Genomic DNA, 15,006 nt, shown 5'->3' with positions numbered 1-15,006 from the left:
TGTTTGTTTATGTAACGCACCCGATTCTGGAACAATTAACTGTCTTATATAAGACGGTTCTCTAAAGATTCGATTGCCAGTTTTAGTGCAGTTAAGCGACGCTCGTTTAATGTTTTTTGAGAACTGCCTTCTTTTGCTTTTGCTATTTGTTTTTCTATAGAAGGAATGATATCTTGTAGAACTTCTTTAGAGGTCAATATGATTTCTTGTTCATAACAAAAATCGTCGCCGTTCCAAGTACCTTTTAGGCTTTCCAAACCAATTTTTACTGCGTTTAGTCTCTTTTTGACAAGAGTTGTGTTTGAACCTTTTTCTGTCGCGCTTTTATAAGCATTTGAAAGTTTGCTAAAAGTTGACTCCAAGGATGTAATGGATAAATCTTGGATTTCTTGACTAACAGTCTTCATATACAATCCTCACTTTTCGTTTTTAATAATCCTACAGTTATTAAATTTCTATTCAGTAATATAGACCGATTGCTGAAAACAACAAATCAACACTTTTTAACAATCCTACTCAATAGTTGAATTAGGGCTGCACATTGAATTTTGCGAGTCGCAAACTACCATATGTGTCTGTCATTTCAAATATAAATGATGTTGATAGAAATTCTTTCACATGCTCGTTGTCAGTATATTGTTAATTTTTAACAACAAGGGGATTTATGTATAATATAATATTTCCTGTACACTAAGTTTGCTCACTGAAGGGAGTCTTACTCATCCCCTAACAAAGGGGGTGATGCTATGTCAACATTCCAGGCATTAATGATGCTTGCATTCGGGTCGTTTATAATTGCCCTGTTGACGTATATAAATAAAAAATAGACCTCCCTTGAGCCTCAGAACCTGAAGGGATAGGTCTACCAAGAAACCACATCGAGCAAGCCCCTTGACGGGCAGCTTTTTGTACAAAACCGGGGTGCGCCAACACCCTAGTCTTTTTTATTTTATGCACTTCCATTAAGCACATGCAAAAAATAATTATATTATCTTTCCCTAATTATAACCAGACGGCAATGTTATTTGCAATACAATTGCTTTATGGATAAAACCATTATTTTATTGAATTGGATGCTTATTTCTGCAAAATCTCATACAATTGCAATACTTTTGCTTAGTCGTCTAAACTAACTTTCAATGCATCAGCTAGCATGGCGTTAAAATCATCAAATTTGTTCATAGGCGTTCCAGAGGGTTTATCAAGCTCTAGGTACTCATTTTCAATTACATCTAAGCAATACCAGGCTGTATCTGAGTCACCAAAAAACAGATATTTTTTCTGCTCATCATTTTCGTGCCAAAGTTCATTTGTTTCAAGAAAGCCGTAAACCTCTTCATCTTTTTCTTCTTCCAATAAATCATTGTCGATCCCGTTAATCACTATACCATTGTAGTCTAATCCGTTTACACTTTGAAGGAATTCCTTATAACCTGTTGGAATCTCCTTTATTGGAAACTTGCCTACAACCTCCGCTTCAAATTTATTGATTTCTTTTTCTGTGGCGGGAGAGTTCGGTTCATCTCCATACTTTGCTTTTCTTTTTCGAATTTCTCCTAATAAATTATTTACCGACATAAAACTGCCCCCTTTTATCTCGGCTAAATTCTAATCCACCCTTGTACTTTAATAAAAAAGCTCTCCTATCGAGAGCTTAAACATTATCTTTGCAATACTTTTGCTTAACTGTTTAGTAAATCATCATCTAATTCCATGAAAAGAATACCGTCATCTTCTTTCTCTGAATCCTCTTCAACTGATAAGCTTTGAATAAAGTCTTCAAATGTATCAGCAATCAGAAAGGTGTCTTTTACTCCATTCGTCAACTCATGATCCCAGAAATAAACCTTTCCTGTTCCTTCCCCTTTTATACCAAGGCATATTTGGTTTCCACCATCAGCATCAGCTATTGGTATTATCCAATCAGGCATTTGATCATCGTATGTATCAGTAAGAGCTGCAATATTAAAGTCGTCATCGTCCAAGCCAAACCCATAGAATATACCTAATCTAAGTTTGTTATCATCTGCCCATGGGTTTTTCTCAAGTACTGGGAAAACAACATTGTCTGCCAGTATATTACTACCCCCGTAGTACAGTACAAATTGCTTAAATAGATCATCTATTGCGACCCCTAAGTCTTTTTCAAATTTCTCAATTGCTTCGCTACTTTTTTTATGAGAACCTTCTCCATAGTACTTAAGCTCAAATTGCTTCATTTTATTATTGATATCTTGAAAGCTCATATTAATAACCTCTCCTTAAGTCCGATGCAGACCCTATATGCGGTACATTCTTATGTAGTGCAGTTGGGATCAACTGAATAGTTTTGTTGTCTAGGTGGTGTGGAGTAAGCTTTGCAGTATATTTCAACCAATCTTCAGCTTCGGCCTGTGTTTTAAAACCTTTCATTTTTTTGATACGTTTATAAACTTTAGCGAAGTCAGAGTTTTCTCCAGTTAGTTCGCCCTTTTTAAACTTAATTGTTCCCTTAGACCAAGGTGTAAAAATTGGCCTATTGTCTTTAAATACTATAGGCTCTCCTTTAGTTACTGCATTTACTTCTGGTTTATCAGAGTACCATTTACTGTTACCTGGAGTACCTTCCCAGCGCCCTTTAGTTCTCGGCAATCTGGTTCTTGGATTTGCAGATTGAATTAATTGGAGTAGCCTATTTTTTAAACTTTCTCCGTTTACTACATTGTATGGCACGCCCCCTGCCATGGCAAGGTCGTACTTAGGATTATAAGGCAGAAAATCTGGAATCTTGACGTCATTAATTTTCTTCCCTGCCTGACTTGCTTTGTTTATGACCTTACCCGCTGCATCTGCTTTATTAATGGCTCCTGCACCTTTGGTTCCAAAAACAGCTACAGCCACTGAACCAACAGCATAGGTAACCCATCTTGATCTAGAATAGGCATCTCCATTCACCATATCTTTTCGATACGACTCTTCTATTGCTGCTGAAACAGCATCATATGTTTTGACCGGATGAAGAACTGCATTGCCCAGTGCTGACAATGTTTCTCCTGGATCGGTGATGAAATCCCATATGCCGGTTACAGTGTCTTTTCCAACATCGTATAAACCAACTCCTACACCTTTTACAATATCCCAGGTGATTTCTCCTGCTCCTTCTAGCTGCTTCGCTTGTTCAATTTGCACTGCAAGCTGAACTTGAGCCGGTTCAAGATTCTCGTAGCCTACTTTCTTAGCAATCTCTAAATACTCATCAGGATCAGAAACACCGTCATTAAGTTTCTTTTTCAATTCCTTAATTTCTCGTTCTTTTGCTTCCTCCTTCTTCACGCTTAAATAAGCTTCAGAATGCTTCTCAATATCGCCTCTTTTCTTATGTATGTCACTTTCTCTATACGCTTTGGCGTTATAGTGAATTGGTGTGGCGTTTTTCCCTTTGCCTGTTGATTCCTGCAGCTTTTTAAAGTCTTGCTGAATAAATTGTTCGTTTGGTTCTGTTTCAGCGTATTCTGTTTTTAAATCCTCATCAAGCTTGTTCAGCTTATCGATTGTTTTTTCACGTTTGTCATCTGCAGAAGAAAGTTTGTCTTTGAAGTCTTCTGTTGAGAATATTTCAAGTGGAAGAATATCATTGATGTCGTTTAATATGTCTTTCATTGCTTTTTTCTGTTCAGACATAATGGATTTTGATTTTGTATAAGCGTTCGCCAACTCATGTTCAAGAAAAGATTCTTCTATATATGCATCTGACATCTTGGCATCTTCAAGTTTTGCAGAAATGCTGCTTAAGAAGGCAATCTTCATGTCAATTAAATCAATCCATTGATCGGTAACACCGACATGATCATGATAAAATGCTTTAATGTTGTTAGCACCCTTACCTGAAAGCTCACTGTCATCTAGGTCGGCTACGTCTTTAAACGCGTTTCTGAGCTTCACCATTTGCGACCTTAGTTCCTTGTACTCTTTGGTTCTTTTATCCGCTTCAGAGAGTAATGAATCAGCCTCAAATACCTTCATATCATTCTCCTTCCTAGCCCCACTATATGTAAATTTTACCATAATCATCTATTTGAATAACAGAAAAAGACAGCCAAAATGACTGTCTTATACATCACACTATCTTGTTCTATAATAATTTTCTGCGGTATAGTAGCGCCAATCCCAAAAAGGTTCCCCATTAGCCAATATATACCGGTCTAAAAATATTTCAAAGTTTAAATTTAATGGATTATATTCTAAACCACTTTCAAATATATAGAGATAGTTAGGATCACCTTGATTAATTTTATCTTTATCGATCATTAAATGGCATTCTTCCAATAGGTAGCCAATTGGGATACCATTGATACCTTCAAACAAATCCTCATAGTTTAGTTCCTCTTCAATCTCTTCAAGGCTAAATAGCTGAAGTCCTCCACCTATATTCTCCCCATCAGAAAGAATCTCAAAAATTTTCGCACCGTTATGCAGTGTAATAAACTTTTGATAATCCGCTGGAAGGGTAAGCTGGTGTTTAGCTTCAAAGCTTTGAATCTCGTTAAGGGTTGCTTTGTCCGGTGAAAAAGTAACAAGGCATTCCATGGTATCTCCTTCAGAACAAAACAATGTAATGGCTCCTTTATCATCTAAGAGACTTTTCAAACCGTTTACAGTCTTATGAACAAAGTTAGTCATATAACTCACCCCAAATGTAAGTACCTATTTATCATTGCCAATACATGGTGAATGAATTTAAATATTTTAAGCATTAACAATTTTATTCATAATCATAGCTGCATGAGTGGTGAACAAAATATAAGTGCTATTAGCTGTTTTAATCACTACCCTCTCCGTAGAGCCATAAGGAAACCCTATCCTTACTGCACGTTTCTCCTCTCCCCCGTAATTTGGATCAAAGAATACATCGTTGATTTCTCTTATTGGAATTTCAACTTTGGAAAGTTGTCAATGAATAATTAAGTTTTCGTTTGATTTCTCAACTTTAATCCCTAGCATAATCTCATTCCCCTTTCGATTATGAATCAGTAAAATTTTAACATAACGTGTGAAATATTAAATTGGGCTTGATAGTATTATGAAAAAATTAAACTTTCAATAATTGGATACAGGATTATAATTATTGATGGTCTACCAATATAAAGAAAGGAAAATGAAGTTGAAGAAGGAGCTCTCACCCTGCTTACCAATCTAAAATGGACAGGGATCTTGACAACTATGCATTTGAACGATGAATGAAAGACCTTTGCGGCTCTCTTTTTTTATTTCTCGGATTGTTTATCATTGAGTAAAAATAATAGTGTCTCTTCAATTTCTATTTCTAAATCATTTTTATTTAAATCGAATAATGTTCCACAACCGGTTCCTTTATATCCACCGTAGAAATACCATAATTCAATTGTATAACAGTCCAAATCTTCATTGTAGGCTTTCGTAGCTCCATAGTTAAATGTTATTTGTGAACGGTATTCTTTTTCAAAACACCTCTCAGCTGTTAAATCACTCAATATGTCACCATCTATGTCCCTACAAATCTGGATGCTAAGGTTTGATTTACCCTGAATTTCAAAAGCATCTGTATACTTATTTTGCAGTTTTTCGGATACTGCATCCCCTAATCTCTCCAATTCAATTACCTTTTGTTTCAAATCAAGATTTAAATCCTTTTCTGGAATCTGTAAATAACGTTCGTCTATTTGACTGTGATCTTTCTGTTTCTTGAGTAACTGTCTTAAAGCTTTCCACACAGCGTTGTCCTCCTGTCATTTCAAAAGCGAAACAAAAAACCAAAGGGGAAACCCTCTAACCAAAGTGGCACCAACGATGATACATATACAGGGCACTTTCTATTCGAGATGTATTCAAATTCGGGCTTATGCTTCGTATCTCCTGCTGTTAGAATTCTAGGTTCCATAAAGATGAAAATGTTAAGCGGCAGCCCAAATTAATTTAGAATGTCAAAAAAAAAATAAAAACACCCCCTCACAATTTGTGAAGGGGTTATTTTAACTATTTAGTTTTAATACTTCTCAGAAAAGCACTTCTGTTCTCTGTGGCGTTTGTCAGCATTGTTGCATTTTCATTGAGTTTTTGTACTAATGCTTCTTTAGCTTTACCTTCAAATGAAGAGAGTAAAGCAACATACACTTCAGCTATAACCTGTTGAAAGTCTGATGCGTTTTTTGCGTCTTCCTTTAGGTTTTGACAATATGTTTTTAAACTTGTACCCACCGGTTTTTTAATTCTTCATTTTGTTGCAACCGTCTGTAAAACTCATCTGCATCCATATTAACTCCATATGGCAATTTAAATCCCCCTTACAACCGTAACCAGCTTGCTAATTCATTATCCTTATCTTTTAAATCCTCAGCCATTTTAACAATAAACTCACTAATATCCTCTAAATCTCTAATCAAATAATGAAGAGAAGCCTCAGTTTGATACTGTTCTTCTGAGTCATAAAATGCTGCCCCATCTTTCACATAAGGTGCGTGAAACAATACAGCTTTATCAACATCGCTTGGATCTAGATCCTTGAATTCTCCTAACCTCTTCCCGCAAATCAATTTTACGTCATAAACCATTTTGCTGTGATCATTAGGAAATCGTTCAATTGAAGGATTCCTTTAAATATTTTCAAAAGTATTAGAATACAAGGACAGGGATATTATTTTTTATTAAAAGTCAAGAAAATGTTTAATATTATTAATGTTTAAGCAACCAAATAAAATGTCACACATTTTATAAACAAAAAGAGAGGATAGATGAACAGGGTGAAAATGCCTGTATTCAACTATCCTTTTTTTGTACAACAAATGACCTCATTTACTACAACAACGGTGTTGTTTGTTCTTCAATTAACGCCCCCGTTACTTTAAGTACATTTATTCACAAAGTAATCTTTTTTACAGGTCATTTAGTGGTAGCCCCAGGAAAATGCGAATTTACAACGTTAATCAAATTCAAACATAAAAAAGTCGAATTCCCTGTCCTTTAAGGAAAACGACTTTTTTATACGACTTCTTCAAGTAAATCCCCATTAACCTTTTTTGGGGACTATTTGTAATCTCTGCGCAGTGAAATTATACCTGTGCTAGTCCGCCATCTACGAACAATTCAACACCCGTCAAGTAACTGCTTTCGTCTGAAGCAAGGAAAGATACAGCGTTTGCTACTTCTTCAGGTGTCCCAACTTTTCCAGCTGGAACAGTATTTCTGGTATTTTCCATTGCTCCTTCAAGTGCATCACCAAAAAGCTCATCGTATGCAGGTGTAAGAATAACTCCTGGACTAACCACATTTACACGGATTTCAGTACCTTTTAGGTCAAGAATCCAGTTGCGAACTAGTGCTCTTAATGCTGCTTTAGATGCTCCATATACACTAAACGCTGGGTTGCCAATTGATCCAGCAGTAGAGCCCGTTACAATAATAGAACCTACTTTGTCCGGGAATAGTGATAACGCTTTTTGAACAGTAAAGATGGTTCCTTTAACGTTAATGTCGAACGTTCTATCAACCTGCTCTTCAGTAATTTCACCTAATGGAAGGAAGTTGCCGGTGCCTGCATTAGCAAAAAGAATGTCCAACTTACCTTTTTCCTGCTTTATCATGTCATATAGTTTGTCTAAGTCTTCAAGCTTAGAAATATCACCTTGAACACCGGTTACGTTCTTGCCAATTTGGTTAACAGCTTTATCAAGTTCGTTTTGTCTACGTCCCGTGATATAAACATATGCACCTTCGTTTACAAATTTTTGTGCTGTAGCAAGACCAATCCCACTTGTTCCACCCGTTACAAGCGCTATTTTACCTTCAAATTTACCCATACTTAACACTCCTTTAGAATTAATTTTATTTTATGTTTAGTACCTTTAAGTACTTGTAGAACAACTTACAAGATATAGTATCCTTCAGTAAGCACATTATCGGAAGTACCCACTTTTTTGTGATATAGTAACTAAAAAGTAATAAATGTGGAATGGAGAGCTTTAGACATGAAAAAATTTAGCTGTGGGTTTGAAGTGACAAAGGAAGTGATTGGCGGAAAATGGAAAGGGCTTGTATTATACTTTTTAATGAATGGACCAAAGAGAACGAGTGAATTAAAGCGTATTATCCCAAATATAACTCAGAAAATGTGATTCAAACACTTAGAGAGCTTGAAGCCAGTGGACTTGTGAGCAGAAAGATGTATAATCAAGTACCGCCGAAGGTTGAATATTCATCCACTGAACTTGGAGAATCTCTTAAACCTATCTTACAGGAGCTCTGTCAATGGGGAGGCCGTTATGCGGAGCAAGAGTATGCAGAAGGTGAATATGAAATTGTACAACCAGAACAACTAAGTTAGGATTGATGTAGCTGCTGAAGTAAATGCTAAACAACTTTCAATACCATCACCTAACAGATGAAGAACAGTCAGAAATAAATGAGATATTCAATTTTGAAAGTGAAGTTCTAATAAGAAGTGTCATGGACTATATTCAGGAGAACTTTGATGAAATTCAAAAAAGAGCTGTTTCAAATGTTAAAGAGAAGGTTCAGAAACTTAGCCAAAAAATAAATGAAGATATTGATAAAAATATTTAATGCCTATGATCTCTAGATAGGCATTTTTTTGTATATAAAAAAAGAACTGAATTAAAAATCCAGGTCACACTACTCCCCTGTATTCACCTTATCATTTAGTACGTTTTCGTTGATTTAACAGCATTTATTCACTTTCACAAAACGGTGTTTCAGATCACACTCAGGTCACAGTACGGGTCACAGTTAAGTCACATTGCGATTGTTGATGACAAGGATAGAACCAATTATTGTCATACAAATTAACAATAATACAGTAATCATAGTCGATTTTTGATTATTTTCGACAAATTTCGTCAAAAGAAGACACGTTTTTACAACAAATTTAATCACAATAACGCAAAGTAACCCTTGCAATTCCTTCCCCACCATGCTATATTCATATAGCGATGAGCTGAATTGTGTAAGCCGATGTACATGCCCTTTGCGGCACACACGAATGTGGCGTGTGGTGCATCGCCTCAATACGCAAAGACGTTTGCCTCTTAGGCAAACGTCTTTTTTGTGTTATCCGATTTTTGTTCCGTTTGGTAACGGTTGTCCCGGTTGAAGCAGGACGACGTCACCTTGGCCGGGAATGCCGCCGAGGACTAACACTTCGGACTTAAAACCTGCGATTCGGCGCGGCGGAAAGTTCACGACAGCGATAATTTGTGAGTTGGTCAATTCTTCTGGGCGATAGCGCTTTGTGATTTGAGCGCTTGATTGTTTGACGCCGATCTCTTCTCCAAAATCAATGAACAGTTTAATCGCCGGGACTCTTGCTTCAGGAAATTCTTCTGCTTTGATAATGGTCCCAGTTCTGATATCCAATTTTTCAAAATCCTCAATTACAGCCATCATTTTATCTCCTTTTTCTTACTATTTTAAAAGAGACACTTGCTAATTGTTTAACCAAAAGCTCATATTTTTTTATCCGAGTGAAAGGTGTTCCGGTATATTCGGGGCGATACACCTGTACATTTTGCAAACCATCTTGTAAAAGAAGAAAGGTTTTGAAAGCCGAGCGATTGGCTCACAACAGTCAGTGTTTCATTTTTCTCAATCAGCATCCGTTTCGCTTCCTCGAGACGGAGGTCAGCTATATAGGCTTGAGGGGATTTTCCGGTCTGTTTCTTGAACCAGCTTGAATAGTAAGCTGGGTGATAATGTTCAATTTTCGCCAGCTTTTGTATTGTCAGCGGCTCAGACAAATGGCTATGGATGTATGCGATTGAAGCATGAGTATGGGTTTGCAGTTTTTCTTTTATGTATTGAACAAGCAGATGGAGCGTATGTGCTGAGCGTGTATTTGCTTCCTCTATTAATAAGTGCCTGATCGATGACCAAAAAGGATCGATTGCAGCTTCAACCCCTGCGGCTGCATGATACTCCTCAATTTTCATCGCATGAAGCGGCACATCCAGCACAAGACATTCATTTCTGCCAATAGAGCGGAACCGATGCTCGCACTCTGGCGGAATGTATAAAAAATGATCCGGCTTTAATTTGACCTGACGCTCCTCTGTTTCAAGATCGATATTCCCTTCAAGGGGAAAAAGAAATTGGCTGTACGCGTGCTTATGTGAGGAATAAAGGCGTGTATATGTCCGTTTTTCACAGATAATCTCTTGAAGCGAATTCATCAGCCATCCTCCTTTTTGATCCGGTAATGGTGTTCCGATATAGGCGAGAACCCGATTTTTTCATACAAAGAAACGGCGGCTGAGTTTTCTTTCATCACTTGCAAGTACATATACTTAGCTCCATTGTTCATTGACCATTCAGTCAGAGCCCTGATGACTTGAGTCCCTGCCCCTTTTCCTCTATGTTCCTTTGCTACAACAACGTTGCTGAGTCCCCCATAGCCATCGATAACGGAGGACGTGCCCACTGCTGTCAGGCTGCCTTGGTCATACATAGTGAGAAAGGTTTTACACGGCTGCATTCGTTTGAAAATGCTTGAATAGCCGCAATGCCGTTCTTGTGAAAATTCTTCCAATCGGATAAAATCATCAATCCATAAAGACGATGGCTCCTGCTCCCATTTATATGTAAATCGGCTGCTGTCAAAAGTACGTTCTAACATATCGCAGCATGATGCTGTCATTTGAAAACATTCATCTATCTTTTCATATCCGCTGTCTGCCAATGCATCATCCAGTCCTTCAGGTGATGCGTCACTGATTTGAATACAAACAGGCAGGCCTAAACTTTTATAAAAATGCTCGATCTCTTTTTGGTAATCTCCTTCTGGCATATCCGCCGATGTCCATACGCTGTTTGCACGTTTGGTCACGCCAAAATTCGCTCTAAGAAGCCATTTCCCCATTCTCTTTTGAATATAAGACGGCCATGATGCTGCCGCTAATTGCTCAATTTTGTAAATATCATGCATAGCCTCTTGCCTCTCCCTTATCTATACTGCAAGATATATTATACAATATTCAGAAATATAAGACATGCATTATTTGGTTTACATAATATTTTTATTGTTTATCGACAGACCCGATAGGAATAATCGAATTGAAAATGCTAAGCTGTCTGAAATGTCTTCCTTTAGTTCAAACGCTTCTTTTCCGATTAAAGTCGCGAATCCGTGCAGCAAGCTTCGCAGCCCTCTTGTTGCATGAATCACATTCTGTTCGTTTGTATAACCGCTGTCAATAAGCAGTTTCGCGACAAGCCGGACAATCTGGTTTGACAGGCTTTCAGCTCTTTCATCTTGAATTTTAAGCAAAGTCGCTTCATAATAACCCGGATTTTCAACTGCAAACCCAACATATGCATCGCTTAAAGATAGCAAGGCGGACTCCCCCTTCTGTTCTTTGACGGAATCAGCCATCTGATCAAAAAGTTTTGTCAAACCGCTGACAGCAAGCTCTGTTCTGATTCCCTGCAGCCCGCTTATGTGATTATACAGAGACGGGGGCCGTACATTCATTTTTTTAGAGAGTGCGGCCAGCGTCACGCCGTTTATTCCTTCCTGGTCAGCAATCTCTGCCGCCGCCTTTATAATCATCTTTTGATGTAGACCTGCTCTCGGTGACATGTTCAAACCCCTTTCTTTGCTTTTTGAATGGCTAATTTCATCGACTGTTCAGGTGAAGCAAGGAAATGACCATGTCCGACCGCAAGACAGCTCGGCGCCTTGTCAACGAGCCGTTCCGCACTTCTTACAGCAGCCTCCTTATTCCAAGTGGCGAAGGCAGGAAAAGGAAATGTCCATCTCATTTGGCCGGAAACGGCTATCCCCCCGCGTAATTGAAATGCATCCCCAGCTATTACAATTCCGTTTCTTGTGTCCAGAAACGACATGCTTCCCGGGGTATGACCCGGAGTTGAAATCGCAAGGAGAGAACCGATTGTTTCGCCACCCGCCAGCAAAACGTCAGGCTTTGTTTTGATTTTTTTTGGAATTCCTCCTTTTATAGGCGTCTGCGGTTCATCTTTCCGCAAAGAAACATCACCTTTTAACAAAAATGAATCACGCTCGGAAATGACAACCTTTGCATCAGGAAAAGCTTGGGACAGTACATCCAACGAACCGACATGATCACCGTGCGCATGAGTCAGTAAAATATGTTGCAGTGGTTTTCCCAGCTGATTCACTGCTTGGATAATCCCTTTATAGCTGTTCGGAAGACCAGTATCTATTAAGGTTACTTCATTTTCTTCCTCTACAAGGTAACAATTGACCGGAAATAATGCCGGATAAAACGTCAGCTGCCGCACAGTTTGATTCTGAATCATTCTCATATGATAACTCCTCCTGAATAAAAAACTAATGGTGTTAGTTTTATTATTAACTAATACCATTAGTTTTTCAAGAGTGTTATGCTAGTTTTATGGCGACAAATATTTTCACCTGCGCCTGCTGCGGTGAAAGCGCACTTTGATCATACTGTTCGAAGTCTCCCGAAAACGTACGCAAATGCCGCTTGTCCCAAGTCCAAATTTCCTTCCACGTCTCGAGTACAACGTCTTCAATAGGACCGATTTTTGAAGTAAAAACAGCATAAGCGGAGGCCGGTAAATATATATCTTCATACGGTTCCGGAAGCATGTCGCTATGCTCGGTAAAAGCGCCGACAGAAAATGTGTAAAACCCATTCTCCTGCTGTTCGTAATGAGAGTATAAAGCGATAATGCTCTGATCCTTTTTATGAGGCGGGAGTAACACGCTCGTATCCTGCTGCCAAAATCGATTCCATAAGAGCGGAATTTGTCTTTTTTCTGTCATTTCTAGTGCATTGCTTGTTCTTTGGGATAGTCCTGAAAAGCGCTTTTGTTCTAAATGTGTTACATGTGAATAGTTCATATGATACCTCCTTTTTACCTAGATTATAAAAGAAGAAACCTGACAGCATTGTGTCAGGTTTCATATATTTTTTGCATATGAAAAATCGTTTCTTTTACCTTTTCCCGGATATGAAGAGGTTCCAGGACCTCAATATCCTTGCCAAATTGCAGCAAGAAACCGATCAACCATTGATCCTCGGGCAGGGATATCACCGCTCGGCAGGCTTCATTTTCATCAAATTGAAGGCTATCATGTCCAAACCATTCACTTATACGCTGACGCGCCCCGGGCTGAACAAGAATGACCAGCTCAGTTAAACGATCCTTTTGATACCAATTCACATCCCAGGGCAGAGTCTCCAGCTGTATGTCTTTTCTCATAAATGATTGATGTAAAATAGTCATATCTTTTATGCGGCTTAATTTAAAAAAGCGGAAATCGTTTCTAACCAGACAGTAGGCGTATAAATACCAGCGGCCTGCCTTGCATACCAGCGTGTAAGGCTCTGTTTCACGGAGAAGTGTTTCCCCGTTTGCATTTGTATATGTAAACGATATGGTTGACGACCGATCGATTGCATCACTGATGTTTTCTCGAAGCGCCTTTTGGTCCTCTGTTTGTCCCCATGCCGTCATGTCAATAAACCATTTTTCCGTTTCACGCTTAAATGCCTCTGCGGCCTGGTCTGGTATGAGATGTTTTATTTTTTGATAAGCCGCGCTGTGAGAAGCGGGTTCATACATGGATGAGATGCTCTGCAAAGCGGAAGCAATAGCAAATAGCTCCTCTTCTTTCAGCCACTCTCTTTCAAGCCGATACGTTTCCATCACACTGATCCCGCCCCCGGCGCCTTGTGAGGTTACAATCGGAATGCCCGCTCTGCTGATCGTATCAATATCTCGGTAAATCGTTCTGACTGATACTTCAAATAAATCAGCTAGATCAGCAGCCTGCACTTGTTTTTTGCTGATTAATAACATCACCATCGCTAACATACGTTCCAGTTTCATTTTTCGCACCTTGTCTCCTGCTTTTATTTTCCAATATTATCATACCATTTTATGAGGCTTGGGCATATCTATTATGCAGCCTAAAGGCATCGTGCATATATTATGAAAACAGGGGCCTCCCCTTCTTTTTTTATGGTCATTGTTTATTTAGACTACTATTTCAAAACGGATAAGCATACACTTCTCAACGGAGGGGATTCACATCATGCATCTTACACTTCAAAGCGTTTATCCTGTCATGATTATCGTCTTTTTTCTGTATAAAAAAATCAAGCGCTCCATCGGATATCAGCCGCTGAAGCCTCGCTGGCTTTTTACTCGTTTGGTTCTTTTTTCAATGTTTGCATTCGGTCTCACCATTTTCAGCCTCATTCATCCATTTTTGTACGGATATTTCATTATCGGCATTATCGGCGGATGTCTGCTGGTTTTTTTCGCCAGGAAAAATCTCTCCTTTGAAAAACGCAAAGGAAAAATTTATTTTCGGACTCATATTTGGGTGGAGCTTATTCTGCTAACCCTATTTCTATCGAGATTTCTTTATCGTGTAACAGAGCTGTACCTTGCCGCGCCTGATTTACACAGCCTGGGATCTTACAGTCAGTCTATCGGAACTGATCCTTTCACGATTGGCGTCTGTTTTCTGATCGCCGTCTATTATATCGGTTTTTCCTCTATTGTCATCAAAATCAGCAGAAACGGGCTGGAGCAAAATGGGCACAGTAAAGAAAAAGACATCCTTGCTTAATCGCGACATGCGGCAGCAAGGATGTCTTTTTTAATCGTGTCTTGTATGGTGGATCATTTGCTGAAGCACATCTAAAACATGCTCATCCTCGGGAGAATAGTAGATTGATGTTCCTTCTCTGCGCGATTTCACGAGCCGGAGATTTTTTAAAAACCTGAGCTGATGGGATACTGTTGATTGCAGTAAATTCAGTTTCTCAGCGATCCCGTTCACAGCATGTTCACCCTGAGAAAGCAAATGGAGAATCCTGATTCTGGTAGGATCAGAAAGCGCTTTGAAGGTTTGTGCGACTAGGAATAAAGTTTCTTCGTCCAAATCGGTCACCGTTTCATTTGCACGGTCCGCTTCTCGAAATTCAGTCATGTGTCTCACCTTTCTTATTTCATAGTTTTATC

The 15,006-nt window shown here is 38.7% G+C and carries 20 protein-coding genes and 2 pseudogenes; 4 read left to right on the top strand and 18 right to left on the bottom strand.

What is annotated here, in order from left to right:
* Positions 1-44: 44 nt before the first annotated feature.
* Positions 45-407, bottom strand: coding sequence for a hypothetical protein (locus tag NST16_RS07660; RefSeq protein ID WP_340885379.1), 363 nt, complete (start codon positions 405-407; stop codon positions 45-47).
* A gap of 339 nt (positions 408-746) precedes the next feature.
* Here NST16_RS07660 and NST16_RS07655 point away from each other — a divergent pair, with 339 nt between their 5' ends.
* Positions 747-827 carry a putative holin-like toxin gene (locus NST16_RS07655; RefSeq protein WP_229147581.1) on the top strand — a complete coding sequence of 27 codons (81 nt, stop codon included), beginning with the start codon at positions 747-749 and terminating at the stop codon, positions 825-827.
* A 289-nt stretch (positions 828-1,116) separates the two neighbouring features.
* Here NST16_RS07655 and NST16_RS07650 read toward each other — a convergent pair whose 3' ends face one another.
* The 9 genes and pseudogenes from NST16_RS07650 to NST16_RS07610 form a co-directional block, all read right to left on the bottom strand.
* A complete protein-coding gene (locus tag NST16_RS07650; RefSeq protein ID WP_268449763.1) occupies positions 1,117-1,578 on the bottom strand; it encodes a YrhA family protein in 462 nt (153 codons plus the stop codon).
* A 104-nt stretch (positions 1,579-1,682) separates the two neighbouring features.
* The gene (locus NST16_RS07645) at positions 1,683-2,246 is read right to left on the bottom strand and encodes an SMI1/KNR4 family protein (RefSeq protein WP_340885375.1); all 564 of its coding nucleotides are present in this window, start codon (positions 2,244-2,246) and stop codon (positions 1,683-1,685) included.
* A 1-nt stretch (position 2,247) separates the two neighbouring features.
* The gene (locus NST16_RS07640) at positions 2,248-4,002 is read right to left on the bottom strand and encodes a T7SS effector LXG polymorphic toxin (RefSeq protein ID WP_340885373.1); all 1,755 of its coding nucleotides are present in this window, start codon (positions 4,000-4,002) and stop codon (positions 2,248-2,250) included.
* 99 nt (positions 4,003-4,101) lie between these two features.
* Complete coding sequence (locus NST16_RS07635) at positions 4,102-4,659, bottom strand: SMI1/KNR4 family protein (protein WP_326217549.1); 558 nt, start codon at positions 4,657-4,659, stop codon at positions 4,102-4,104.
* A gap of 66 nt (positions 4,660-4,725) precedes the next feature.
* Positions 4,726-4,980 (bottom strand): annotated as a pseudogene (locus NST16_RS07630) (SunI/YnzG family protein).
* A 263-nt stretch (positions 4,981-5,243) separates the two neighbouring features.
* Positions 5,244-5,729, bottom strand: coding sequence for a hypothetical protein (locus tag NST16_RS07625; RefSeq protein WP_340885368.1), 486 nt, complete (start codon positions 5,727-5,729; stop codon positions 5,244-5,246).
* Between the two features lie 262 nt (positions 5,730-5,991).
* Positions 5,992-6,213: a hypothetical protein gene (locus NST16_RS07620; protein WP_340885365.1), complete on the bottom strand. Its 222-nt coding sequence runs from the start codon at positions 6,211-6,213 to the stop codon at positions 5,992-5,994.
* Positions 6,214-6,299: 86 nt separating this feature from the next.
* Positions 6,300-6,566, bottom strand: a complete 267-nt coding sequence (locus NST16_RS07615; RefSeq protein ID WP_340885362.1) for a hypothetical protein — start codon at positions 6,564-6,566, stop codon at positions 6,300-6,302.
* A gap of 498 nt (positions 6,567-7,064) precedes the next feature.
* Complete coding sequence (locus NST16_RS07610; RefSeq protein WP_015239743.1) at positions 7,065-7,811, bottom strand: SDR family NAD(P)-dependent oxidoreductase; 747 nt, start codon at positions 7,809-7,811, stop codon at positions 7,065-7,067.
* Between the two features lie 168 nt (positions 7,812-7,979).
* On the opposite strand from NST16_RS07610, the pseudogene NST16_RS07605 reads away from it, so the two are divergent.
* A pseudogene (locus NST16_RS07605) lies at positions 7,980-8,335 on the top strand (winged helix-turn-helix transcriptional regulator).
* 23 nt (positions 8,336-8,358) lie between these two features.
* Positions 8,359-8,574 carry a hypothetical protein gene (locus tag NST16_RS07600; RefSeq protein WP_268505099.1) on the top strand — a complete coding sequence of 72 codons (216 nt, stop codon included), beginning with the start codon at positions 8,359-8,361 and terminating at the stop codon, positions 8,572-8,574.
* 504 nt (positions 8,575-9,078) lie between these two features.
* On the opposite strand, the gene csaA is transcribed toward NST16_RS07600, so the two are convergent.
* The 7 genes from csaA to NST16_RS07565 all read right to left on the bottom strand — a co-directional run bounded on the left by csaA (position 9,079) and on the right by NST16_RS07565 (position 13,863).
* On the bottom strand, positions 9,079-9,411 hold the full coding sequence (gene csaA, locus NST16_RS07595; protein ID WP_010334556.1) for a chaperone CsaA: 333 nt from the start codon (positions 9,409-9,411) through the stop codon (positions 9,079-9,081).
* Positions 9,412-9,473: 62 nt separating this feature from the next.
* On the bottom strand, positions 9,474-10,196 hold the full coding sequence (locus NST16_RS07590; RefSeq protein WP_268446057.1) for a helix-turn-helix domain-containing protein: 723 nt from the start codon (positions 10,194-10,196) through the stop codon (positions 9,474-9,476).
* The gene (locus tag NST16_RS07585) at positions 10,196-10,948 is read right to left on the bottom strand and encodes a GNAT family N-acetyltransferase (protein ID WP_286058435.1); all 753 of its coding nucleotides are present in this window, start codon (positions 10,946-10,948) and stop codon (positions 10,196-10,198) included. The genes NST16_RS07590 and NST16_RS07585 overlap by 1 nt, the downstream gene beginning before the upstream one ends.
* Positions 10,949-11,026: 78 nt before the next feature.
* A complete protein-coding gene (locus NST16_RS07580; protein ID WP_326227166.1) occupies positions 11,027-11,602 on the bottom strand; it encodes a TetR/AcrR family transcriptional regulator in 576 nt (191 codons plus the stop codon).
* 2 nt (positions 11,603-11,604) lie between these two features.
* Positions 11,605-12,309 carry an MBL fold metallo-hydrolase gene (locus tag NST16_RS07575; protein ID WP_326227167.1) on the bottom strand — a complete coding sequence of 235 codons (705 nt, stop codon included), beginning with the start codon at positions 12,307-12,309 and terminating at the stop codon, positions 11,605-11,607.
* A 76-nt stretch (positions 12,310-12,385) separates the two neighbouring features.
* Positions 12,386-12,871 carry a GyrI-like domain-containing protein gene (locus NST16_RS07570; RefSeq protein ID WP_340885354.1) on the bottom strand — a complete coding sequence of 162 codons (486 nt, stop codon included), beginning with the start codon at positions 12,869-12,871 and terminating at the stop codon, positions 12,386-12,388.
* A 53-nt stretch (positions 12,872-12,924) separates the two neighbouring features.
* The gene (locus NST16_RS07565; RefSeq protein WP_326227168.1) at positions 12,925-13,863 is read right to left on the bottom strand and encodes a helix-turn-helix transcriptional regulator; all 939 of its coding nucleotides are present in this window, start codon (positions 13,861-13,863) and stop codon (positions 12,925-12,927) included.
* A gap of 205 nt (positions 13,864-14,068) precedes the next feature.
* On the opposite strand from NST16_RS07565, the gene NST16_RS07560 reads away from it, so the two are divergent.
* Complete coding sequence (locus NST16_RS07560; protein ID WP_340885351.1) at positions 14,069-14,611, top strand: kinase; 543 nt, start codon at positions 14,069-14,071, stop codon at positions 14,609-14,611.
* A gap of 30 nt (positions 14,612-14,641) precedes the next feature.
* On the opposite strand, the gene czrA is transcribed toward NST16_RS07560, so the two are convergent.
* A complete protein-coding gene (czrA, locus tag NST16_RS07555) occupies positions 14,642-14,974 on the bottom strand; it encodes a Zn(II)-responsive metalloregulatory transcriptional repressor CzrA (protein ID WP_010334564.1) in 333 nt (110 codons plus the stop codon).
* Between the last annotated feature and the right edge of the window lie 32 nt (positions 14,975-15,006).

This window comes from Bacillus sp. FSL K6-1005, assembly GCF_038000225.1.
Classification (GTDB): Bacteria; Bacillota; Bacilli; order Bacillales; family Bacillaceae; genus Bacillus; species Bacillus mojavensis.
This window is presented reverse-complemented; position numbering and strand designations above follow the sequence as displayed.